This is a genomic window from Spirosoma harenae, from assembly GCF_054776975.1.
Genome location: NZ_BAAHBD010000002.1, coordinates 212,478 through 235,506 on the forward strand (window position 1 = coordinate 212,478; position 23,029 = coordinate 235,506).

General features: G+C 46.0%; 17 protein-coding genes. 13 read left to right on the forward strand and 4 right to left on the reverse strand.

Features of this window, described 5'->3' with window-relative positions; translation table 11 throughout:
- The first annotated feature begins 251 nt into the window (after positions 1-251).
- Complete coding sequence (gene fdhD, locus ACYVE4_RS01320) at positions 252-1,118, forward strand: formate dehydrogenase accessory sulfurtransferase FdhD (RefSeq protein ID WP_460994981.1); 867 nt, start codon at positions 252-254, stop codon at positions 1,116-1,118.
- Between the two features lie 38 nt (positions 1,119-1,156).
- On the opposite strand, the gene ACYVE4_RS01325 is transcribed toward fdhD, so the two are convergent.
- Entirely contained in the window at positions 1,157-2,023 is an 867-nt protein-coding gene (locus ACYVE4_RS01325) for a diacylglycerol/lipid kinase family protein (RefSeq protein ID WP_460994982.1), read from the reverse strand.
- Between the two features lie 48 nt (positions 2,024-2,071).
- On the opposite strand from ACYVE4_RS01325, the gene ACYVE4_RS01330 reads away from it, so the two are divergent.
- From ACYVE4_RS01330 to ACYVE4_RS01345, 4 genes are all read left to right on the forward strand, one after another.
- Complete coding sequence (locus ACYVE4_RS01330) at positions 2,072-3,145, forward strand: App1 family protein (RefSeq protein WP_460994983.1); 1,074 nt, start codon at positions 2,072-2,074, stop codon at positions 3,143-3,145.
- Positions 3,146-3,161: 16 nt separating this feature from the next.
- On the forward strand, positions 3,162-5,477 hold the full coding sequence (locus ACYVE4_RS01335) for an FdhF/YdeP family oxidoreductase (RefSeq protein WP_460994984.1): 2,316 nt from the start codon (positions 3,162-3,164) through the stop codon (positions 5,475-5,477).
- A 411-nt stretch (positions 5,478-5,888) separates the two neighbouring features.
- Positions 5,889-8,393, forward strand: coding sequence for a sialate O-acetylesterase (locus ACYVE4_RS01340; RefSeq protein WP_460994985.1), 2,505 nt, complete (start codon positions 5,889-5,891; stop codon positions 8,391-8,393).
- A gap of 139 nt (positions 8,394-8,532) precedes the next feature.
- Complete coding sequence (locus ACYVE4_RS01345) at positions 8,533-8,988, forward strand: RidA family protein (protein ID WP_460994987.1); 456 nt, start codon at positions 8,533-8,535, stop codon at positions 8,986-8,988.
- Between the two features lie 16 nt (positions 8,989-9,004).
- On the opposite strand, the gene ACYVE4_RS01350 is transcribed toward ACYVE4_RS01345, so the two are convergent.
- Positions 9,005-9,619, reverse strand: a complete 615-nt coding sequence (locus ACYVE4_RS01350; RefSeq protein WP_460994989.1) for a 2,3-bisphosphoglycerate-dependent phosphoglycerate mutase — start codon at positions 9,617-9,619, stop codon at positions 9,005-9,007.
- A gap of 175 nt (positions 9,620-9,794) precedes the next feature.
- On the opposite strand from ACYVE4_RS01350, the gene ACYVE4_RS01355 reads away from it, so the two are divergent.
- The 5 genes from ACYVE4_RS01355 (at position 9,795) to ACYVE4_RS01375 (ending at position 16,050) form a co-directional block, all read left to right on the forward strand.
- Complete coding sequence (locus tag ACYVE4_RS01355) at positions 9,795-10,562, forward strand: SDR family oxidoreductase (protein WP_460994991.1); 768 nt, start codon at positions 9,795-9,797, stop codon at positions 10,560-10,562.
- 97 nt (positions 10,563-10,659) lie between these two features.
- A complete protein-coding gene (locus ACYVE4_RS01360; RefSeq protein ID WP_460994993.1) occupies positions 10,660-11,709 on the forward strand; it encodes an Atu2307/SP_0267 family LLM class monooxygenase in 1,050 nt (349 codons plus the stop codon).
- Between the two features lie 13 nt (positions 11,710-11,722).
- Positions 11,723-12,979: an alpha/beta hydrolase family protein gene (locus ACYVE4_RS01365; protein WP_460994995.1), complete on the forward strand. Its 1,257-nt coding sequence runs from the start codon at positions 11,723-11,725 to the stop codon at positions 12,977-12,979.
- Between the two features lie 77 nt (positions 12,980-13,056).
- A complete protein-coding gene (locus tag ACYVE4_RS01370) occupies positions 13,057-13,884 on the forward strand; it encodes an alpha/beta hydrolase (protein ID WP_460994996.1) in 828 nt (275 codons plus the stop codon).
- Between the two features lie 39 nt (positions 13,885-13,923).
- The gene (locus tag ACYVE4_RS01375) at positions 13,924-16,050 is read left to right on the forward strand and encodes a GDSL-type esterase/lipase family protein (protein WP_460994997.1); all 2,127 of its coding nucleotides are present in this window, start codon (positions 13,924-13,926) and stop codon (positions 16,048-16,050) included.
- Positions 16,051-16,128: 78 nt separating this feature from the next.
- Here the strand turns inward: ACYVE4_RS01375 and ACYVE4_RS01380 are convergent, their stop codons facing one another.
- Complete coding sequence (locus tag ACYVE4_RS01380; RefSeq protein WP_460994999.1) at positions 16,129-16,599, reverse strand: RidA family protein; 471 nt, start codon at positions 16,597-16,599, stop codon at positions 16,129-16,131.
- 451 nt (positions 16,600-17,050) lie between these two features.
- Between ACYVE4_RS01380 and ACYVE4_RS01385 the strand changes: the two genes are divergently transcribed.
- On the forward strand, positions 17,051-19,201 hold the full coding sequence (locus ACYVE4_RS01385) for an alpha-glucuronidase family glycosyl hydrolase (protein WP_460995001.1): 2,151 nt from the start codon (positions 17,051-17,053) through the stop codon (positions 19,199-19,201).
- Between the two features lie 18 nt (positions 19,202-19,219).
- Here ACYVE4_RS01385 and ACYVE4_RS01390 read toward each other — a convergent pair whose 3' ends face one another.
- Positions 19,220-19,981: a tyrosine-protein phosphatase gene (locus ACYVE4_RS01390; protein WP_460995002.1), complete on the reverse strand. Its 762-nt coding sequence runs from the start codon at positions 19,979-19,981 to the stop codon at positions 19,220-19,222.
- 415 nt (positions 19,982-20,396) lie between these two features.
- On the opposite strand from ACYVE4_RS01390, the gene ACYVE4_RS01395 reads away from it, so the two are divergent.
- On the forward strand, positions 20,397-21,395 hold the full coding sequence (locus ACYVE4_RS01395; RefSeq protein WP_460995003.1) for a glycosyltransferase family 9 protein: 999 nt from the start codon (positions 20,397-20,399) through the stop codon (positions 21,393-21,395).
- Positions 21,396-21,410: 15 nt separating this feature from the next.
- Positions 21,411-23,027: an ArnT family glycosyltransferase gene (locus tag ACYVE4_RS01400; protein WP_460995005.1), complete on the forward strand. Its 1,617-nt coding sequence runs from the start codon at positions 21,411-21,413 to the stop codon at positions 23,025-23,027.
- The last annotated feature ends 2 nt before the right edge of the window (positions 23,028-23,029 follow it).

A 23,029-nucleotide genomic window follows, 5' to 3' on the forward strand; every position in this document is an offset into this window, starting at 1 on the left:
CAAAAAGCTGTCCGAAATGCGATTTTCGTTGATTCAACGAAAATCGCATTTCGGACAGCTTTTTTATATAGTGAACCTGTTTAAACTTTCGGGAAAACATGATGAAAACCACTTTCGACTCGAAATTGAAACAGGTTCTGAATCTATAAACGAATACAGCTTAATGTAACGATATATAAGTCTGGATATAGATGGTATGGCTGTATAACTTTCTGGCTTTTCGGCTTGTTCTTCCGAAAACTCATGCTGCTATGTCTCTTGTCGCTCCTGCATCCATTCAGAAAGTTTCTGGTGAAAATCTTACTGAAAAGCCTGACCTATTGGCTGTTGAAGAACCACTTGAAATTCGGTTAGGATTTGGAGATACCTCAGATCGACAGCAACGCTCTATTGCCGTTACGATGCGGACGCCTGGCCACGATGAAGAATTGGCAATGGGATTTCTATTTTCAGAGGGTATCATTCATCGTCCTGCTGATATAATCTCGTGTCGACATTGTGTGCAGGACGCTCAGAAAAAAGGGAACGTTATCCGCGTCGAATTGCACCCTGATGTACTGATAGACTGGTCACGATTAGAACGCTCAACGCTTACATCGTCCAGTTGTGGTTTATGCGGAAAAACAACTATTGATGCGATTAGCCCGCTTACTGATGGAGCTATCTTATCTGATTTCTCCATTAAACCGTCGACTCTCCACACATTGCCTGATCGTATTCGGGAAATGCAGCGGGGGTATGCCTACACAGGCGGTATACATGCAGCTACCTTATTCGATAGCGAAGGAAACCTTGTTCTCATTCGCGAAGATATTGGCCGACATAATGCTTTAGATAAACTTATTGGGGCTGCTTTCTGGCAAAACTGGTTGCCACTAAGCCAGTTTGGGGTTTTTCTAAGTGGCCGGATTGGGGTCGAGCTAGTTCAGAAGAGCTGGATGGCGGGAGTCCCACTACTGGCTGCGGTGGGGGCTCCATCGAGTCTGGCTGTACAGATGGCTCAGGAAGCCACAATAACCCTGGCCGGATTTGTCCGCGATGAGCGATTTAACATTTACAGCGAACCTTGGCGGGTTAAGGTGAATCGGGGAGAGGGTGTAGAGCATGGAGTGAAATAAACGAATAGTAACCTTTGCTCATTCCCCCATGCTCTCTGCTAAGCTGGCAGAAGTATCTGCAACGCGCCCGGCTTAATGTCTGCTTTTAGCTGGGTAATTCGCCCACAATATTCTCCATCAATCTGGAAATAGGCACGTCGGTGCGTTTCGATAGTAACGGATGTTGACGGAAAAATTTCAATCTGCTTGGGATCAAATGGCTTATATCGCCAAAATAATTTAAGGATTTCGCCAAACGATAACCGCCGAAAAACAACGACTTCAAATTGCCCATCGAAGGGCGTTCCATCGGGATTAATCACGGCTCCGGTGCCGTACATGCGAGCGTTTGCCAAAACAACCATAAAAGCAACCCGATGCACACATTCGTCGCCAACCGTGATAGATACTTTCAGTAATCGACGTTTTCGAAGAACATTGATGACTGCCCGTAAATAGCCTAGTTTGCCCCGTAAATTATTCTTTTCGTAATGCCTGACCACCTGCGCGTTCATCCCAATGTCGCTCAGATGAAGACAAACATTATCGTTATTAATGAGCAGAACGTCAGTGGCTTTGGGCGTTCCGTCGACCAGCAATGCCAAACTGTCTTCGACAGAAGGAGGAATACCTAATTCTACGGCCATTCCGTTGGCTGATCCAGCTGGTAATATGCCGAGAGGAATCGCTTTGTCAAGTAATTCTGTAGCGACAATTTTGATGGTTCCGTCGCCCCCGACGGCTACAACCCGATCGGGCTTATGTTGGTCAATTTGCTGCCGAATGAAGGTTTTATCGTTTTTGCCTTTGAGATAACACAAGTGAATGGAATGTGGCAGGCCTTCGAAATAGTCTTGAATACCGTCTTCCCACTGGGTTTTAGCCGTGCCACCTGAGACAGGGTTAATGAAAAATAGAAAAGTCAACTTCTGAGTAAATTATAGGTTATAAGATATACGAATTGATTGAATCGCATGGACACAACTCAGGTACCACCTATCCATAAACCGAAAAAAAGCGTAAAGGATACCGTAAAACAGTTTTTTTTACGATTACTACGACTGACCGATCAACCCGTGGTAAAAGTATATCGTGGATTTGGCAACGATAGCCGAGTGATTATATACGGCCACGTTTTTCGTAGGAGTGCTTTGCCCCGAAGAAATTACCGCGATATTGATCTGGTCAACCTCCTGGCTGTCATACGCTTATTCTTAATTCGGCCATATTCGCAGGCTACTGTTGAGGTTCGGTTTTCTGGCCAGCAAGCCCGTACTCAGACGGATCAGGATGGCTATTTTCAGTTCGAGTTGCTGTTAAACAAACCCTTATCCCCAGGCTGGCACAATGTCAGCGTACAGCTTATTTCCGGTGAGTTATCATCCAAAATGACTGTAGCTGAGGGCGAAGGTCAGGTGTTGATACCGCATCCTGGGCCGTTTATTTGTATATCCGATATTGATGATACCTTTTTGGTGTCTCATTCGGCAACCATTACGAAACGACTGCTGGTTTTGCTGACGGAAAATGCCCACAGTCGAATCCCTTTCGAAGGCGTAGTGGCTCACTATCAATTATTGGCTGGAGCCGATACTGGGTCAGGTGATCATAATCCATTCTTCTATGTGTCGAGCAGCGAGTGGAATTTATACGATTATATTCTGGAATTTTCGAAAAAAAATGGATTGCCAGAAGGTATATATCGGTTGAGTAAATTGAAACGACTGTCGCAATTGTTAAAAACGGGTAAAGGGAAACATCACACGAAAGTGGATCGAATTACTCAGATCATTGACATGTACCCGGATCGACAATTTATCCTGTTAGGCGACGATTCACAGCTAGATCCCAGCATTTATACGGCTGTCGTTGAGCGATATCCAGGTCAGATTCGCTGCGTTTATATTCGGCAGATTTACGCTAAACATAAACCTCAGACAGAGAGTTTGATGACAATTGTTGACAAGCATGGTGTAGAACGCTGTTACTTTGCTCATAGCGCCGACGCACGCCAGCATTCAATAGATATTGGCTTAACAATCAAATGATTATTCCTGCTTTATAATGGCTGATCAGAATCAAAATACACCACCGGAAACATTAACAGGTGAACTTGAGATAAAAGAACCCTATTCTGAAGCAGCTGGAGCAACGGCCGTTTTTCAATCATTCAAACATGTATTGCAGGGAACAGGGGTAGCGCGGGGCTGGAAATCGCTTATCAAGCTGAACCAGAAAGACGGGTTCGACTGTCCATCCTGTGCTTGGCCAGATCCTGATGGGCACCGATCAGTTATTGCCGAATATTGCGAAAGCGGGGCTAAAGCTGTTGCCGACGAGGTGATGACCAAACATACAGCGTCGCCCGTATTATTTCAGCGTTATTCGGTAGCGGAACTACTGCAAAAAAACGACTTATGGCTGGGTCAACAGGGGCGACTGACGCAACCGATGCTCTTGCGGCCGGGTGCCACTCATTATGAATCTATCGCTTGGGCAGATGCTTTCAAACTCATTGCTACTGAACTCAATGCGCTCAAATCGCCCGATGAAGCTATCTTTTACACGTCGGGTCGTACGAGCAATGAAGCTGCTTTTCTATACCAGTTGTTTGTTCGTCAGTTTGGTACGAATAATATGCCAGACTGCTCCAATATGTGCCACGAATCGACCAGCGTTGCTTTGGCGGAATCGATAGGACTAGGTAAAGCATCGGTCAAATACGAGGATTACGAAAAGGCTGATGTGATTATGATCATTGGCCAGAATCCGGGGACGAATGCCCCCCGAATGTTAACGCCCCTGGAAAAAGCCAAACGCAATGGTGCAAAAATAATTGCCGTAAATCCGCTCCACGAAACAGGGTTACTCAAATTCAAAGACCCGCAAAGTCCGCGAGATATGTTATTGGGGGGCGAAAAGCTGACAGACTTGTTTTTACAGGTTCGTATCAATTCTGATCTGGCTCTACTGAAAGCCATGTGTAAACTGTTGCTGAAGGAAGAAAAAGTGTCTCCTGGAAAGGTACTGGATCGGTCATTTATTCAGCAGTATACAGCGGGCTATGATGCGTTCGTGAAAAGCCTGGATCAGTTTGAATTAGGCGAATTAGCTTCTCAATGTGGCCTGGCAGTGGCTCAAATTCAGGAAGCGGTCGATTTGTTCAAGCATACCCGTAAACTGATTATTTGCTGGGCCATGGGCCTGACACAGCATCAAAATGCTGTTCAAACGATCAATGAGGTCATTAACCTATTATTACTAAAAGGAAGTATTGGTATCGAAGGAGGAGGGGCCAGTCCGATACGTGGTCATAGTAATGTTCAGGGCGACCGGACAATGGGAATCTGGGAAAAACCCAAACCTGAATTTCTGGATGCGCTTGAAAAAGTTTTTAAGTTTGAACCTCCCCGCAAAGATGGCTACGATACGGTTAAATCAGTCAAGGCCATGCATGATGGTAAAGCTTCCGTTTTCTTTGGGCTAGGTGGCAATTTTGCAATGGCCGTATCCGATACGAATTATACGGCAGAAGCCTTGAAAAAATGCAAACTAACGGTTCATGTTTCTACTAAACTAAACCGTAGTCACCTGATTCATGGCGAGACAGCCTTAATATTACCCTGTTTAGGGCGCACAGATCGTGATATTCAGGCTAGTGGTGAGCAATTTGTTAGTTGCGAAAGCACAACCGGTGTTGTAGCGCAATCACACGGCGTTGTCGATCCAGTAGTAACATCACTCAAAAGTGAAGTGGCCATTATTGGTGAATTGGCAAAAGCAACATTGGCGAACAAGTCAACTGTTGATTGGGATGGCCTGGTCGGGAATTATGACCGCATCCGAGATTTGATAGAGCAAGTTGTACCCGGTTTTGATCGCTATAATGAACAGGTGCGTAAACCCGGCGGTTTTTATATTCCCAATGGACCACGGGTACGGGAATTTAAGACGAAGGATGGCAAAGCACAATTTACGATCAATACGCCCGTCCATCACGATCTGCAAACCGGAGAACTTCTCTTGATGACCATCCGGAGCCACGATCAGTTCAACACCACTATCTACGGCAATGATGACCGATACCGGGGTGTTTATAATGAACGGCGGGTAATTTTTATGCATCCCGATGATATTGCCAATCTTGGTTTACAGGAAAAACAGGTCGTTGATTTACATAGTCGGTATAATGGGAAGAAGCGAACCGCTCATCGTTTTGTTGTGATTCCGTACGATATTCCACGCGGCTGTTGTGCTGCCTACTTCCCAGAAACAAATGTATTAGTACCTATCGACTCAATCGCCGAAAAAAGCAATACACCAACGTCAAAGTCGATTGTCGTAACTGTTACGTCAGCACTTGGAAAAGTAGGAGATTGATGGGCTTTCGAAGGCCTTAGTTTTACAGGCCAATTTTTATAACTAGCGGTTTTTAATTGACTTTCGAGCCTGCGGTGCGATTCGGTTGCCAGACAATAATGGCCCAATCGTACCGCAGGCTTGCTTTTATGGATATGGAAAAGTTATCGTAATTGAATTTCAAAAACTACAGCTTCAAAGTGTACGATTGGCATATATTTTGTGCGATGTTTTACGGAGCAACGGTTACTTATAAGACATAGGTTGATCAAATAGTTTATTAAGCGGCTAGAAGGCTGAATCGTATACCAATTTCCCTCTGGATAGGTTTTGTTACTTTTTAATCATAATATTAAAGATAATAGTCCGATTATTGTACTAAATAGTTAGTTTGGTAATATTTAGTTTACAATAATAACTAACCTTAATGTTATGAGTACACGGTTTATTGGTGTAGGTTTGGTATGTGGAATACTTCTAGCATTAGTAGTAAATCAAATTCAGGCGGTTGCCCAAATCAAGATTACTTATCCAGTTAATCGATTGGTCGTGCAGCGCGACACGGGTAATAAAGCCATTGTGCAGATTGCTGGTAGCTACGCACAACCATTGAATACAATTGAGGCCAGAGTGGTATCTCGTACGCTCGCTCAAGGGGGAACTCAGGGAACTACTACGTCCTGGACAGTTATTCAAACCAATCCGACAAATGGTCAATTTAATGGCAAACTCACTGTTAAAGGTGGCTGGTATAAAGTGTTGGTGCGGGGCATCAGTGGTGGTGTAGTGGTAGCTACTGACTCGGTGGAGCGCTTCGGCGTAGGGGAGGTGTTTGCCATTATGGGGCACTCCAATGCACAGGGATCAGGTTGTACGATTAATGGTGTAAATCAGTGTCCTTCTTTAGGCGGAGCCAGTGACGAACGGGTAGTTGTAACGCCTATTCCTGTACCGGAAAACGAGCCAACTTATTATCAATATCTGACTACGGCCAGCACACGGTACTTGCCCGGTATGTCCTTTCGGCAATTATTACCAGATAGCGGTTTTGCTCCATTTGCCCATATGCCCTGGCTTTGGTCGCGGATGGGCGATGCGTTGGTTCAGCGGATCAATGTACCGGTGTTGCTTTACAATGCCGGGTTTGGTGGAACGAATATGCAGCAAACGTACTGGGCAGCGTATGACATTCCGTTTAGTCACTCCTTTGTTAACTATAACATCCGAATGCCTTATGCGAACATTCGGAACACGATGAACCTGTATATTCCCAGTACGGGCATACGGGCGTTTCTGGTGCAGCACGGCGAAAATGACCGGGCAAATCCCACCGATTCAACGGTTAAATATTACAAAAAGGTATTCGAAAAGATTCGAACCGAAGCCAATCTGCCGAACCTGGCTTTTATCGTATCCATATCGTCATTTGGCGGTACTCGGTATGATAATGTGCGAGCCGCACAATTCCAGATCATTAATACGCCAAGCTTTTTATCATTTTTGGGGCCTGATTTAGACAATATTAGCAGTGTGGAAGACCGGCCCGATGGAATCCACTATTCTCCGGCGGGACAAGTCAAAGCGGGAAATGCCTGGGCAAATGCTATTACCGATGAATATCTGAGAAATGTTCTATCGATGCCTGCCGAGCAGCAACCCCTTGTCAGTATTGCCTGTGGCCCCCCAAACCAATTGCGCCTGACTCAACCGAGCGGATACCAATCTATATGGAATACAGGCAGTGAAGTAAGTAGTTTGACCGTTGGTACAGGTACCTACTATGCTCGAATTAGTACACCTCAAAACAAGGTTTATTTTCCACCCGCTATTGCGGTTCCGGCCAATGTAAAACCCGCTACGCCAACGATTACGACTGATAATGGAGGAGGGTTTTCTATCTGCAGTAGTTCGGGAATACGGCTGATTTCTTCCTTTTCAGGCCCGAATCAATGGAGTACTGGAGCTACGTCAACGTCAATCAATGCAACAACAGCTGGCACTTACGTGCTTCAGGCTAAAAACCCGGTATATGGCTGTCTATCAGATCCGTTTCCCCGGTCTGTGAGCTTGTCACCAACGGATTTACGAATTAGTATGCAGACGTCTAAGCGCGTAGTCGCTCTGAACGACACTGTAAGTGTTTGGATTACAGTAGAAAATAGAAGTGTTTGTGATGCACAGACTTTTTCGGTGCGAAGCCGATTACCCCAAAGCATGGCTTTTGTTTCGTCGTCCCAAAGTTTAAACGCAACGAATAATGTCGTGAATGGGAATTATGCTAGTTTGGCTGGCGGAAACGTCGTCAGTCGACGATATATTGGTCGGTTGCAGGCCGAAGCGTCGTATGTGGTTATGGCTTCGTTGAGTAGTGCTTCCAATCCGTTGGTTGGCGTAACGTTGAATAACGGGACTGCAAATGGGGAGACGGATGAAACCCAGGTTGAAATTCACACGAGAGGAGATACGTTAGGGGTACGCAATGTATCGCCCAATCCTGAACAGGTAGTTTTACCGCCTGTGCAACCCAATCAGCCAGCACCTGATCCGGCAAAAGCAGATTTGAGCTTGTATATGCAGACAAACACTGTAGCCGTTAAACTCAATCAACCGTTTAGCGTAACTCTCACGGTGCAGAATAGGGGCGGCCTAACGGCTACGAATGTAGTACTGAACAATTTATTACCGTCAGGTTTGCAATTTGTCAGTTCTTCTTCGGGAATGACGGTCAATGGATCGAATGTAAGGGGAACAATTAGTCAACTTCCGGTTGGGCAATCAGCCACTATCACCTTTATGGCTCAGGCAACCAGTTCCGGTACATTCATTAACAGAGCGCAGGTTCAGAGCGCCAGTCAGAGTGATCCTGATTCGACGCCAGGAAATGGGTACACAAATGGAGAAGACGACCAGGCTAGTGTTTCCCTGCGAACGAATTGATCAATAGTCAGGCAGGCAATACAGTTGTTTTTTTAGTTGATGGACAATAGGAGTTGTACTGGCAGGTTCTTTAAACGAATGGAATAGATAAATTAAGCGCGACAGGTTAGAAGAGGACGAACATTTACCCGATACACTTATGAACTACTTTCGGAATATACTTATCTGGATTGCAATGACCGCCTGTAGTCAGGCGCAGACAACCGATGAACCTAAAGTGCCCACAGGGTATCTTTATAAAGTTGACGCTGGTTTGCCCGGAAAAACGGTTTATATCTGCGGACAACGCCCTTTTACCGACACTGGCAAATTAGTTGGCTCCGGCGATTTAGCAGCCCAGACCCGGCAGATTTTCGACAATATAAAAACATCGCTGGCTACGGTCGATATGAGCCTGAGTGACGTTGATCAGATCACGTATTCGGTGAAAGAGGATGCCGGTATTACGCAGGTGAATTCGGTTAAAACCCAGATGTTAAAAAACGTTGAGGCTACTTATTTTCCACAAACTCCGAAAATTGTTGAGGTAAAAGCCGTTCCACAGACGTTTCGCGAAGATGTGTTACTTGAAATAGAAGTGATTGCCATCAAGTAAATGGCTAGAATACGTTCTATTTAGGGAGCAACCGGAACTCGCCCGTTTCTGGATCATAATCATATTGTCGGGGAATTCCGGTTGCTAACTCTACTTTTTCAATGTCGTCGGGTGAAATGTGTTCCAATTCCATAAGCAGTGCCCGCAAACTGTTTCCATGAGCAACAACCAGCACAGGCTGACCTGCCTGCAAATGCGGTAAAATCGACTCGTTAAAATAAGGAACCACCCGCGCACGCGTATCGGCCAGGCTTTCGCCATGTGGAGGTCGATCGTCATAGCCGCGTCGCCAGCAGAAAACCTGATCGACGCCATATCGTTCTTCAGCCTCCAACTTATTCATCCCCTGTAGATCGCCGTACGTGCGTTCGTTAAGGGAATCGCTACGCTCAACTGGCAGAGTTGTTTGACCAATTTCGTCCAGAATTATAGCCATTGTTTCAATAGCCCGCTGCAACATCGATGTAAAGCCAATGCCAAAATTGGGTGGTTGATGAGCCTTCAGAAGCGCACCAGCTTCTCGGGCTTCATGTCGCCCAAGATCGGTAAGCGGAGTATCTGTATTTCCCGTAAATCGATTTTCGGCATTCCATTGTGATTGACCGTGACGAACAATAACGAAAAGAGGCATAAATGAGAATAATTGGCTTCAATTCAGGAGCGAGAGAAAAGGTCACGCATTGTCAAATCAACAAGCGCAAAGGGTATTCTGTTGCTACGAACGACTATTTCTGAATACTGCACATTTAATTTTAATCCATACAAACTGGCGCTAATCCTTAAATCGCAGTTTAACTGAAATCGTAATGAGTGTTCTAAGTCAATTTGATCTAGCCGGTAAAACGGCATTAGTAACGGGTAGCAATACAGGACTAGGCCAGGCAATGGCGATTGCGCTCGCCGAAGCAGGTGCTGATATTATAGGAACATCGAACTCTGAAACCATGACGGGTGGTGAAACCGAACAGGCGATTTTAGCTTTAGGGCGGACGTTCGAGGGATACCAGATTGATTTATCAGACCGGACGGCTTTGTATCAATTTATCAATACAGTAAAGTCCAGCCATTCTATTGATATCCTGATCAATAACGCGGGGATGATTTTGCGAAAGCCAGCTGCCGACCATCCAGATGAGTGGTGGGATAAAGTAATGTCGGTAAATCTGGACGCTCAGTTCATTTTAGCTCGTGAATTTGGTAAAGATATGGTAGCGAAAGGAACGGGTAAAATCGTTTTTACCTGCTCGCTGCTAAGTTTTCAGGGTGGTATCAACGTACCGGGTTACACTGCCAGTAAAAGCGCTGTAGCCGGACTGGTTAAAGCATTTTCGAATGAATGGGCTTCAAAAGGCGTTAACGTAAACGGAATTGCTCCGGGTTACATTGTCACAAATAATACCGAAGCTTTGCGAGCCGATCCTGACCGGTCCAAAGCCATTCTGGATCGGATTCCGGTTGGACGCTGGGGGAAACCAGAGGATTTTAAAGGTCCAGTCCTTTTATTGGCGTCTGAGGCAGGTGCTTATATACATGGTACGATTTTAACCGTCGATGGTGGCTGGATGGGTCGCTAAGGGTCGCCATTAAAGTAATCCCGGAATATTTTAAGCCTAATCTGGAACTGTAGCCTTACGCAAAGTGATTGTAACGGCATAGCAGCAAAAAACAATCATGGAATTAGGAATCAGTAGTTTTGGGGAAGTGGTACCGGATGGCGTTGCCGGAAAAGCGGTCAATGCGCATCGACGGATGCAGGAAATTCTCGAAGAAATCAAACTTGCGGACGAAGTCGGGCTGGATGTATTTGCGTTAGGCGAACACCATCGGCCCGACTTTATTATATCGGCCCCCGAAGTGATTCTGGCGGCTGCTGCTGCGATCACGAAGCATATTCGCCTGTCCAGCTCGGTCACGGTACTGAGTTCGGCTGATCCGGTACGAACGTTTCAGAACTTTGCGTCGCTGGATCTGATTGCCAATGGTCGGGCCGAAATTATGGCAGGTCGCGGGTCGTTTATCGAGTCGTTTCCGTTGTTTGGCTATGATCTGAAGGATTACGACGAATTGTTTACCGAAAAACTGGATTTGCTGCTTAAAATTAATCAGCAGGAAATTGTTGACTGGAACGGGAAGCATCGCGCAGCTATTAAACACCTGGGCGTTTATCCCCGTCCGTATCAACCCTCAATTCCGGTTTGGTTAGCCGTGGGTGGAACACCAGCGTCGGCCGTTCGGGCTGGCACGCTGAATTTGCCAATGACGGTAGCTATTTTGGGCGGCACACCGGATCGATTTGTGCCCTTCGTCAACCTATACCGACAAGCTGCCGAGCGAGCCGGGCATGATGTCAGTAAATTACAATTAGGCATCAACTCTCAGTTTTACGCAGCTGATGAGGCTCAACAGGCCGCCGATGAGTTTTTTCCGCCTTATGAATTACTGATGAATCGGGTAGGACGGGAGCGGGGTTGGTCGCCGATTTCCAGAGCGCATTTCGAACAGATGCGTCAATATGGGCCGTTGATGGTGGGTAGTCCGCAGCAGATTATTGATAAGATTCTGTATTTCCATGAGCTATTTGGCAATACCCGCTATCTGGCTCAGATGATCAGCGGACACGATACACCGCACGCTAAAACGCTTCATGCCATCGAATTATTCGGTACTAAAATCGCACCAGCAGTCCGTAAGGCATTGCAACCGAAAGCCGAAGCAAATTGATTGTCGATTTCTAATGCTACAAAAAATAGTTACGCTTACTGTTTTCTGGTTTGTATCCCTGATTAGTCAGGCGCAGCATCGGTCATTGCCTGATCCATTGGTTCTGAATAAGGGCAGTCGGGTAACGACCACAAAACAATGGCGAACGCAACGACGTCTGGAGCTACTAGAGCAATTTACCAGAGAAATGTATGGTCGCTCGCCCGGAAAACCGGCTCAGATGACGTTTCAGGTATTTGATACTGATGTAAATGCGTTGGGTGGAAAAGCCACACGTAAGCAGGTTGCGGTATTTTTCAATGGCAAACCAGATGGTCCACGCATGGACATTCTGCTCTATATTCCCAATCAGAAAAAGGGCCCGGTACCAGCCATAGTTGGCCTGAATTTCTGGGGGAATCATAGTATCAATGCTGACCCGGGTATTCGAATTTCGACGAGCTGGATGGAGTCGAGCCGAGGTAATCCTTACATTGATGTCTCCTGTGTAGTGGATCATCGGTCGACTGAAGCGTGTCGGGGGATCAACGCTCGTCAGTGGCCAGTCGATAGCCTGTTAAGTCGGGGATACGCCCTTGTAACGGCTTATCGCGAAGATATAGCTACTGACGAGCCAAAGATGAAATTTACGACGGGTGTTCATCCATTATATCCTGATTTTCAGAATCGAGAGGATAATTTCGGAACGGTTGCTGCGTGGTCATGGGGGCTAAGTCGGATTATGGATTACCTGCAAACCGATAAAGCGATTGATGCCAAACGTGTAGCCGTGTTTGGCTGGTCGCGGTTGGGGAAAGCGGCTTTGTGGGCGGGCGCGACAGATGAGCGATTTGCGATGGTGATTAGTAATGAATCAGGCGCAGGTGGTGCGAAACTGTTTCGTCGGGGTGTTGGTGAAAATATCCGACGACTCTGCACCGTTTTTCCTCACTGGTTCGCGACTAATTTTCGGACTTATATAGATCAGGACACCATCCTGCCTTTCGATCAGCACATGGTGATTGCGCTAATTGCGCCCCGCCCGATCTACATTGCCAGCGCCGAACAGGATAAAGGTTCTGATCCCGACGGTGAATTTGAATCTGCCAAAGCTGCCAGCACTGTCTATCGATTTTTAGGAACAGAAGGTTTGCCTGCAACAATAAAGCCACCACTCAACCAATCGGTGCAAGGGCAAATCGGCTATCATATCCGCACTGGCGGCCACGATGTTACAGAATATGACTGGGCACAATACCTCCTTTTCGCCGATAAGCATTTCAGGAAGTAACCGGTAATCTCCTCTAATCAATAGATAGATTCTGGAAGCCTTTTTCTTTGATTAACGGCATCTAGCAACGCTGAAAAATGACACGCTTTCGTACGCTACTTCTCTTTAGTTTCTTCTCATTTATTGGTCAGGTTCAGGCGGCAAAAATCGATACGGTCGATACATACAGCCCATTGATGAAAAAAACGATCAAAGCTGTGGTAATGACACCCGACTCGTATACCCTTGGTAGCGAGTTTCCAGTGGTGTATTTACTACATGGCTATAGTGGAAACTACAGTGACTGGGCCAAAAAAGCCCCCAATATTGGCCAGCAGGTCGATCGCCATCAGGTAATTATCGTTTGTCCGGATGGCGCTTTCGGTAGTTGGTATTGGGATAGCCCAGCTGATCCAGCCTTCAAGTATGAAACCTACGTAGCCAGTGAACTCGTACCCTGGATCGACAGCCATTACAAGACCATCAAAAACCGTCAGGCGCGGGCGATTACGGGCTTAAGTATGGGCGGACACGGGGCGCTTTACTTGGCGTTTCGTCATCAGGATGTGTTTGGCGCTGCGGGAAGTATGAGTGGTGGAGTAGACATTCGACCGTTTCCGAATAACTGGGATATGGCCAAACGGCTTGGGACTTATGCCCAGTTTCCCGAACGTTGGGAACAGAATACGGTTATCAATCTGCTGCATTTGCTTACGCCTGGATCTCTTTCGTTACTTGTAGATTGCGGCACTGAGGATTTCTTCTTTCGCGTCAATAATAACCTGCACGACAAACTTTTAGAGCGCAATGTCCCACACGATTACATCACACGGCCGGGCGGTCATAACTGGACTTACTGGACGAATGCTGTGACTTACCAACTGTTGTTTATGCGCCAGTATTTCGACAAAATGAAGCGCGAATAGGACTGGGTTTTCTATTATTAGTTTCCGATTTATTCTCTTATGTATCGCCAACTTGTTTTTCTGTTTTTCCTGTTTCTGACGTACTCCGGGTATGCCCAGAAAACCATTCGAATTGCCTGCGTGGGAAATAGCATTACGTATGGCGCTGGTTTGACGCATCGCGAACAGAATTCATTTCCGGGTCAATTACAGTATTTACTAGGCAAGAATTACGAAGTAATGAACTTCGGGGTGAGTGGCCGGACGGTGATGCAGGAAACTACGGCACCCTATATGAAGACGGATCAATACCAGCAGGCTCTAAAAAGCACTCCCGATATTGTGCTGATCAAACTGGGTACGAATGATAGTCGACTCCCATACCGATTGCAGATCGATCGGTTTATCCCGGATTATAAAGCGTTAGTGCGGTCGTTTAAAGAGCTGCCAACAAACCCCCGGATTATTCTGCTGTTGCCCGTTGCGTCGTTCCTGACCGATACAACGCGCCAAACGGATGCTGCCATCAAAAAACTCATTATTCCCCGTATCCAGCAAATTGCTTTCGAAGAAAAACTGGAAATGATTGATCTGCACGCATTAACCGTTGAGGATAGCTTACTATTTCCTGACAAACTGCATCCGGCTCCGTTGGTCATGACACGTATGGCCCGGCGGATTTACGAGATTGTCACACTGAAATCGGGCTCTGGTTTCGATATTTTCCAGAAAATTAAAGAACCTGTTACTGTCTCTTCCTTCTATGGGTACGATTGCGCTGATTTTACGTTTCAGGGTCGAGCCTGTAAAGTTGTCAAACCACGTGTGGTTGCCAATGGCAAACCCTGGATATGGCGGGCTCGTTTCTGGGGGCATGAGCCACAAGTCGACATTTCGTTGCTGGATCACGGTTTCCATGTGGTGTATTGTGATGTAGCTGAGCTTTATGGAAATGCCGAAGCTATTGATCTATGGAACAAATTTTATCGCTATATGCATAAAGCCGGACTATCGGAAAAGGTTAGTCTGGAAGGATTGAGTCGTGGAGGAATTTATACCTATAACTGGGCTATCGAAAATCCCAAAAAAGTAGCCTGTGTCTACGTCGATGCGCCGGTTCTGGACATGAAAAGCTGGCCCGGTGGGAAAGGAAAAAGCAAGGGTAGTCCAAATGATTGGGAAATTTTTAAGAAAGATTTCGGTTTAAAATCCGACGAAGAAGCGCTTCAGTTCAAGGGTAATCCACTAGATCGAGTGCCTGAAATTGTCAAAGGGGATTTTCCGATGTTGCACGTAGTAGGTGATGCTGACGATGCTGTACCCGTGAGTGAAAATACCGAACCCTTTGAAAAACAGGCTCTGGCGCTGGGGGGACGTATTACCGTGATTCATAAACCCGGCGTTAATCATCATCCGCACAGCTTACCCAATCCGACGCCCATCGTTGACTTTATTATGAAAGCAGCGGGGCAGAATACGCACTTTGCCCTTATTCCTGTGCCCGGTTCAGAGTTTCGTTCGGCAGGTGGCTGGAAGCCGGGAAATGACTGGTGGGATAATTATGCCAATATTCAACAGACACTGGATAGTACAGGCAAACTGGATATTTTGATGATGGGGAATTCGATTACGCAGGCCATCGGCAAACGCAGTTTAGTGGTTCATCATGCAGGTCAGGCGCCGTTCGATAGTGTATTGGCTGGTTTTCGGTACGGTGTTGCTGCCATTTCGGGCGATAAAACCCAACATTTACTTTGGCGTATTCAAAACCTGGATTTCACGAAAGCTGATCCGTCGGTTGTGGTGGTTACGATTGGGGTCAACAATTTTCGGGAAGATGAAGCCGAAGACATTACTGCCGCCATCGGGACAATCCTGAAAACCCTCAAAAGTAAACTTCCAAAGGCTAAATTGGTGTTGATAGGCCCATTACCGGCTGGTACAACTGCCGATGACGACAAACGTAAAAAATACGTCGTCGTTCACCAGCAGATTCAAACGTTTGTCGATAACAAAACCGTTTTCCTCTGCGACCCATCGTCCGGTTTAATTGATGCCAGTACGGGTAATTTACGACAGGGAGCCTATTCTGGCGATGGAATTCACCTGGCTGTAAATGGGTACCGAATCTGGGCTGCTGCTCTACGCAAGACGATTCAAACGTTAGGATTAGCCGTAAATCGGTAAATTTATGGTTCAAGTTCCGAGCTAGTCATTTCTAAAAACTTCTGTAGGAATGCCATATGTGAAACTTGAACCATAAAACTATTTTTTTAGCGGTGCATAGGCGATGCAGTCGACTTCGAGCGCTGCGCCCAGAGCTAATCCATTCGCGCCAAACGCACTCCGGGCTGGATACTTGCCTGCTTTAAAATAAGTCCGGTAAATGGTATTGAAGGCTGGCCATTTCGACATATCACCAATCATAACGGTACATTTTACGACATCGTCCGTAGTCAAGCCCTGATCTTTTAATACAGCGACAATATTATCCATTGTTTGTTTGGATTGAGCCTCAAACCCATCGGCTAGTTTCCCATCGGGTTTTACACCGATCTGACCGGAGATATACACAAAATCGCCTGCCCGCATAGCTTTCGAAAATGGATAATCAGGAGCTTGCTGACTAGGGAAATCAGCCATACCGGACGTTAACGTAGCTAAATCAGTAGGAAGCATGGCTGATAAAAGCAGTGTTAGACCACTTACTGCAACAGTGTACAGGACTTTTTTCATGGGAATATATGGTTTAAATGGATTGGAAATTGATTCATTAAAGACGATTATATCGTTAGATTTTCAAAATAAGACATCCCGATTAAAGTTCAGTAAACAAGGGATGCGATGAGTGATTTTCTAGCCATTTTAATAAGATAATGGCCATTTTCTGCCGTTTAATCAACATTTTGATTCTTTATCAGGTTGATTTAGGCAATGCCCTTCATTACGACCTACCACTGGTTGTTCTGAACTTACATATATGGGGTATACTAGGAAACGTTGGTTCATATTGGACCAGCGTTTTTCTATATTGTGCGAACCATACCATTAGATCAAGCAGAAGATGAGTAGATTTTATTTAATGAATCAGTTTAGACATGGGATTTTGTCGTTTTAGAGAATTCTATGGTTTCTGGCTGGCAAAAGGCACTCGCTAGTACCCTCTCCTCCCTTAATATACATCTCAATGAAGGATAAGTACATTTACAAATGTATCGTGATCGGTCTGCTGTGGATCACCACCGGTTTTTCTCATGCACAAACAGCAGATAACGGTTACCGATTGTGGCTTAAATACGATTTGATCAGCAATGCCAGCCTTCGTCAATCTTACATACAAACCGCCCAATTTATCGCTATATCGGGCAATAGTCCTACTCTGAAAACGGCGGCTGAAGAACTTCAGATCGGTTTGCGAGGACTCTTGGGAAAGTCAGTACCTGTTATAATGAACGTGGGTAATCAGGTAGGCGGTATCGTTTTAAGAACGGTAAACGATACTGATGCGAGGGGAAAGGCTATACAAAAAGAAGGTTATCAGATTAGTGGGCCTAATTCGTCAGCAAGATCAGGTAATCTGTTGATCTCGGGAAAATCGGATGCAGGTATAGTATATGGTGTCTTTGCGTTACTGCGGCACATGCAAATGCTCCGGCCTATTCAGGGACTTGCGTTGATAAGTAACCCAAAAGTCAAATTTCGGATGCTGAACCACTGGGACAATGTTGATGGTTCGATTGAACGGGGCTATGCAGGTTCGTCACTCTGGAAATGGTACGAATTACCCGAGCGCATCGATCCGCGCTATCGCGACTATGCTCGTGCAAATGCGTCTATCGGCCTAAACGGAACTGTGGTTAATAACGTAAATGCCAGTGCCCGATTTATGACGGGCGAATATCTGGAAAAAGTAGCGGCCCTGGCAAACGTCTTTCGGCCATATGGCATTCGGGTTTATCTGTCGGTTTACTTTGCCGCTCCCAAAACGCTGGGCGGTCTCAAAACATCAGACCCGCTCGATCCGGAGGTGCGCCAATGGTGGGCCAACAAAGCAAAGGAAATCTACAAGATAATTCCTGACTTTGGTGGTTTCCTGGTAAAGGCTAATTCCGAAGGGGAACCCGGCCCGCAGGATTACGGACGCACACATGCCGATGGGGCCAATATGTTAGCCGAAGCGCTAAAACCCTACGATGGCGTGGTAATCTGGCGGGCATTTGTTTACAAAGCCGACCCTAAAGCGGATCGATTCCGGGCTGCTTATGAGGAATTTGTGCCGTTGGATGGTCAGTTCGACAAAAAGGTGATTGTTCAGGTAAAAAACGGCCCGATCGATTTTCAACCCCGGGAACCGTTCTCACCGTTGTTTGGCAGCATGCCCAAAACGCCGGTTGGCATGGAGTTTCAGCTAACACAGGAATACCTTGGTTTTGCCACGCATCTGGTATACGAAGCGCCAATTTTTAAAGAATGTCTGGATGCCGATACGTATGTGAATGGTAAAGGATCTACAGTGGCTAAGGTCGTGGATGGGAGCTTACACGGTTATTCTATGAGCGTAATGGCGGGGGTAGCCAATACCGGCTCCAACCTTAACTGGACAGGGCACCCAATTGCACAGGCAAACTGGTATGCATTCGGGCGATTGGCCTGGGATCATATGCTATCCTCCGACGCGATTGCCAATGAATGGGTCAATATGACGCTGACTCATGAGCCTGATGCCGTCAAACGCATTGTAAATCTGATGAATAAGTCGCGCGAGATTTATGTTCATTACAATACCCCACTTGGTCTTTCGCGCCCCTGGACAGGTGTTCATTTCGCTCCGGAACCCTGGCAAAACCGAAGCTCCCGACCCGACTGGACAGCCGTTTACTATCATAAAGCTGATTCAATAGGACTCGGTTTTGATCGAACAGCTTCAGGAAGTCGGGCTTTGGAGCAATACCGTCCGCAGGTACAGCAACAATGGTCTAATCCTGAAACCTGCCCGTTGCCTTACCTGCTCTGGTTTCATCATGTTCCCTGGACTAAAAAATTGCCAACAGGACGGACACTATGGGAAGAGTTATGTACACATTTGTACACAGGCGTCGATTCTGTTGGTTGGATGCAGCAGGAATGGGCCCAGGTTCGTAATTCCGTTGATCCTGAGACGCATGCGAATGTGGCCGCTCGGTTGGTTACGCAGCAAAAAGAGGCTATCTGGTGGCGTGATGCCTGGGTTTTATACTTGCAGACTTTTGCGAAACAGCCTATACCAGCTCCCTTTAAAAAGCCAGATCGAACGTTGGATGAGGTTAAAAATGCAGTGAATGTTTACCTCCTGCGCTGAATAGATCACTCAGTTAAATTAATCTTGTAGCAACTGACTGTTTAGGAGCGGTTGCTGCAAGATTAATTCAACAGTACTTGGAGAAAGAGCTTTTTCCAGAATAGGCAAGTGGCCGGGTCTGTGCAGATCGCTGCCAATAAAGTTAACCGATTTAGATTCCAGTAACTTAAAGGCAAGTTGTTGTGCTTTCTTCCCGTAATGGCCAGCCAGCGACATTATATTAATCTGAAATAAACAGCCTTTCTCTTTTAGGATCATTAGGTGTTCGGGCTCTGATTGATAGTAATTGTAGCGTTCAGGGTGGGCCAGCACCGGGGTATAACCTTTCAATTGCATCAGAAATAGGGTTTGGCTAAGCTGATGTGGAGCCGTAGCCCAACCCGTCTCAAAGAGCAGGTATTTATCTTTCCCGAAACTCAAAAGTTCACTTTTTTCCAGATGATCGTAAAACGATTCATCCAGGAGATACTCCGCTGCCATAGAAAAGTCGATGGGCAGATTGGCTTCGGCAATAGCCTGTTCAACGAGCAGAAGCGTTTCTTTTAATTGCTCGGGCGTATTGGGGTGATAATCCTGGCTGATGTGAGGAGTACAAATGACCCGTTTGATGCCCCATTCGACATATTGTTGAAGACATAGCAGGGTATCTTCCATGTTGGCAATTCCATCATCAACACCAGGTAAAAGATGATTGTGAAGGTCAACAGGCCAGATATCGGCAAAGTTTTTGGGATCGTTCGTTGTTTTGGTTTGAAGCCATTGAGTAAATTGTTTCCACATACGTTGTACTGATCGATCCCCTGATAATAAAGGATAATCTATAGAGTAAAGTAAACCAGAATTAATAACGAAAGATTACTTCTTACGATATAGATTGCTGTAATATAAGCGGGTTAATCGATGAAGTCATTTTTAATTCAAAGTTAACAATAGTTATACGTAAATAAAATTTGATGCGTTGCGTGGGGCATTGAATATAGTGTATATGTTGTCAATAGGATAATAGTAATAACTTATAATAACCTTTGTTTCGATAGATTAACTGTTTATGTGAATAGTACCAGTCAAAATTCTTTTTTTATCTGATCTTTGATAAATAATTGATTCGTAATTATATTCATTGACCTCATAAGAGCAATCCTACTACTTTTGATGGATTATCTACACACAACCTGTCCGCTGAACCAGGCTATCAATGAAAATTCTGATTTTACGGTTCTCCTCCATTGGCGACATAGTTTTAACGACTCCTGCTGTCAGGTGCCTTAAGCAACAATTGCCAGAATCGGAAGTGCATTTCTGTACGAAACGGATTTACAAGTCCATCGTTCAGCATAACCCTTATATTGATCAGTGCCTTTATCTCGATACGAATTTATTGGACCTGATTCATCAGTTACGGGCTGAACGCTACGATTGTGTCATAGATCTGCACAATAACCTGCGTACGAGAATCATTAAAGCTGCTTTAGGCATTCGGTCGTATTCACTCAATAAATTAAATATCCGCAAGTGGCTATACGTTCAGTGGAAATACAATCCTATCCCTAGCCAGCATATTGTCGAGCGATATATAGCCACCATGCATTCGCTTGGTATTCGGAACGATGGGAAAGGATTGGACTATTTTATTCCGAAAGCCGAATGGATTACCAGTGGTCAGATTCCTGTAACGCATCGGCGTGGTTATGTAGCCTATGCCATCGGGGGTCAGCACGCAACCAAGCGATTGCCACCTGATCGGATGATTGACCTATGTCGAAAAATTAACGAGCCAATTATCCTGTTAGGTGGGCCGGAGGATCGGGCAGCCGGAGAAATTGTTCGGCAAGCGATAGGTAGTCACGTGATCTACAATGGCTGCGGACTGTATACAATCAACCAATCGGCCTCTCTGGTTCGGCAAGCGAGGGTTGTGTTTAGTCACGATACCGGCTTAATGCATATAGCGGCTGCGCTGAAAAAAACAGTCTATTCGATCTGGGGAAGTACGACCCCCCAACTGGGTATGTATCCATATAAGACGCAGTTTTTTGCGCTCGAAAATAAGGAATTGAGTTGTCGGCCCTGTTCTAAAATTGGCCATAGTCGTTGTCCGTTGCATCATTTCCGTTGCATGAACTACCTGCCATTCGATTTCGAGCTACCTTTGCCGACGAATCAGCCGGATGTTCCCGCTACACACATCGCTTAATTCCGAATTACTGCTGTGCCTTCGTTGAAGAAGCCCTCTGACCCGGCTACCATTTCTTTTCCCCTTGGCTGGACAATAGTACTGGTTGTGAGTCTCGTGGTTGTGTTAATTTCCCACCTGGGTCTTATTCCGTTGGATATGGGCGACGAAGCCCGGCGGGCACTGGTCTCTCTAGAGATGATTTTGTCGGATGATTATATCACGCCAACGCTCAATGGTGAGCGCTATTTTAATAAACCTCCGCTCTACAACTGGCTGATTATTGGCTCGTACAAGCTATTTGGCAATTATTCCTCGTTTGCGTTACGATTTCCGATGATTGTGTCGCTCCTGCTGTTTGGTCTGACAATATGGGGTTTTGTTCGACGACACACAACGCCGACGATTGCCATTGCAGCTGCCCTGATGACGCTAACCACCGGGCGCGTACTGATTTACGATTCGATGTTGGGGCTTATCGAAATTACGTTTTCATGGGTTACTTATTCGGCCATGATGCTGGTTTATCATTTCGATCAAAAACGTAATTACTGGCTTCTATACCTCACGACTTACGCGCTTACCTCTGTTGGTTTTTTGCTGAAAGGATTGCCACCTATTGTTTTTCAGGGCTTTACACTGTTAGGTTGGTTTATTTACACCCGACAGTATCGGCGACTGTGGCATCCGGCTCATTTTGTAGGAATTGCCGTTTTTTTAGCCATTACCGGGAGTTACTATGCGGCCTACCTAACCCGAAATGCAATTCCCTTCGGTGATATTGCGAAGGTGCTCTTCTCAGAAAGCGCCAAGCGCACAGGGTTAACATTCGGGCTGGGCGAAACGCTACTGCACCTCGTTACATTTCCGGTCGAGGTGATTTACCACTTCCTTCCTTACCTGCTACTGATCGTTCTTTTCTTTCGGAAGGGTTTGCTGAAAACACTGAAAACGAACTCGTTTGTCGCCTTCAATGCCTTAACTTTCAGTACGACTGTATTGATCTACTGGTCATCACCCCAGGTTTATGGACGTTATTTGATTGGCCTGGTTCCGTTGCTATTTACGGTAATGGCGTATCTGTATTACGAACATTCCCAGCCAACGGATCGACCTCGCTGGTGGGTTGAACAGCTCTGGTTTATTGTCACCGCTATTCTGGCAGTAGGGGCCTGGACGGCTGTTTTTTATCCAGCAACCCGCGACTTACCTGGCGTTATCTGGAAGACAGCGATTGTTTCTGGATTGCTGGGCGCGTTGGCCTGGCAACTGCGTCATGTTTCCCCGAATCGCTTGGGACTGATGCTTGCCGTTATGGTCGTTATTCGATTGGGTTATAATTGGTTAATTTTCCCCGGACGAGTAGCAAAGCGACAGTTTTATCATGACACCGCCGAACAGGCCGCTAAATTAACACTCGGACATCCCCTGTATGGCTACGGAACTACGGTCGGAAATGATAATGCGACCGATGTAAGTTCGTTTCATATTGAAGCTCTGCGGGGGGATATTCTGCGTAAAACGACAAAGAAGATACCCGGAGCCTACTACATTGCCGATTCGGTCAATCTGGTTGGTCAGCCACATCAAGTAATAGGCAAGCTGGTTCTCTTCGACCGCCATCCCGCCAACGTCGTTCGATTTGATAAATAACG

Coding starts and splice junctions, on each gene's coding strand:
- fdhD (WP_460994981.1), top strand. CDS start 252: ATGTCTCTTGTCGCTCCTGCATCCATTCAGAAAGTTTCTGGTGAAAAT.
- ACYVE4_RS01330 (WP_460994983.1), top strand. CDS start 2,072: ATGGACACAACTCAGGTACCACCTATCCATAAACCGAAAAAAAGCGTA.
- ACYVE4_RS01335 (WP_460994984.1), top strand. CDS start 3,162: ATGGCTGATCAGAATCAAAATACACCACCGGAAACATTAACAGGTGAA.
- ACYVE4_RS01340 (WP_460994985.1), top strand. CDS start 5,889: ATGAGTACACGGTTTATTGGTGTAGGTTTGGTATGTGGAATACTTCTA.
- ACYVE4_RS01345 (WP_460994987.1), top strand. CDS start 8,533: ATGAACTACTTTCGGAATATACTTATCTGGATTGCAATGACCGCCTGT.
- ACYVE4_RS01350 (WP_460994989.1), bottom strand. CDS start 9,619: ATGCCTCTTTTCGTTATTGTTCGTCACGGTCAATCACAATGGAATGCC.
- ACYVE4_RS01355 (WP_460994991.1), top strand. CDS start 9,795: ATGAGTGTTCTAAGTCAATTTGATCTAGCCGGTAAAACGGCATTAGTA.
- ACYVE4_RS01360 (WP_460994993.1), top strand. CDS start 10,660: ATGGAATTAGGAATCAGTAGTTTTGGGGAAGTGGTACCGGATGGCGTT.
- ACYVE4_RS01365 (WP_460994995.1), top strand. CDS start 11,723: ATGCTACAAAAAATAGTTACGCTTACTGTTTTCTGGTTTGTATCCCTG.
- ACYVE4_RS01370 (WP_460994996.1), top strand. CDS start 13,057: ATGACACGCTTTCGTACGCTACTTCTCTTTAGTTTCTTCTCATTTATT.
- ACYVE4_RS01375 (WP_460994997.1), top strand. CDS start 13,924: ATGTATCGCCAACTTGTTTTTCTGTTTTTCCTGTTTCTGACGTACTCC.
- ACYVE4_RS01380 (WP_460994999.1), bottom strand. CDS start 16,599: ATGAAAAAAGTCCTGTACACTGTTGCAGTAAGTGGTCTAACACTGCTT.
- ACYVE4_RS01385 (WP_460995001.1), top strand. CDS start 17,051: ATGAAGGATAAGTACATTTACAAATGTATCGTGATCGGTCTGCTGTGG.
- ACYVE4_RS01390 (WP_460995002.1), bottom strand. CDS start 19,981: ATGTGGAAACAATTTACTCAATGGCTTCAAACCAAAACAACGAACGAT.
- ACYVE4_RS01395 (WP_460995003.1), top strand. CDS start 20,397: ATGAAAATTCTGATTTTACGGTTCTCCTCCATTGGCGACATAGTTTTA.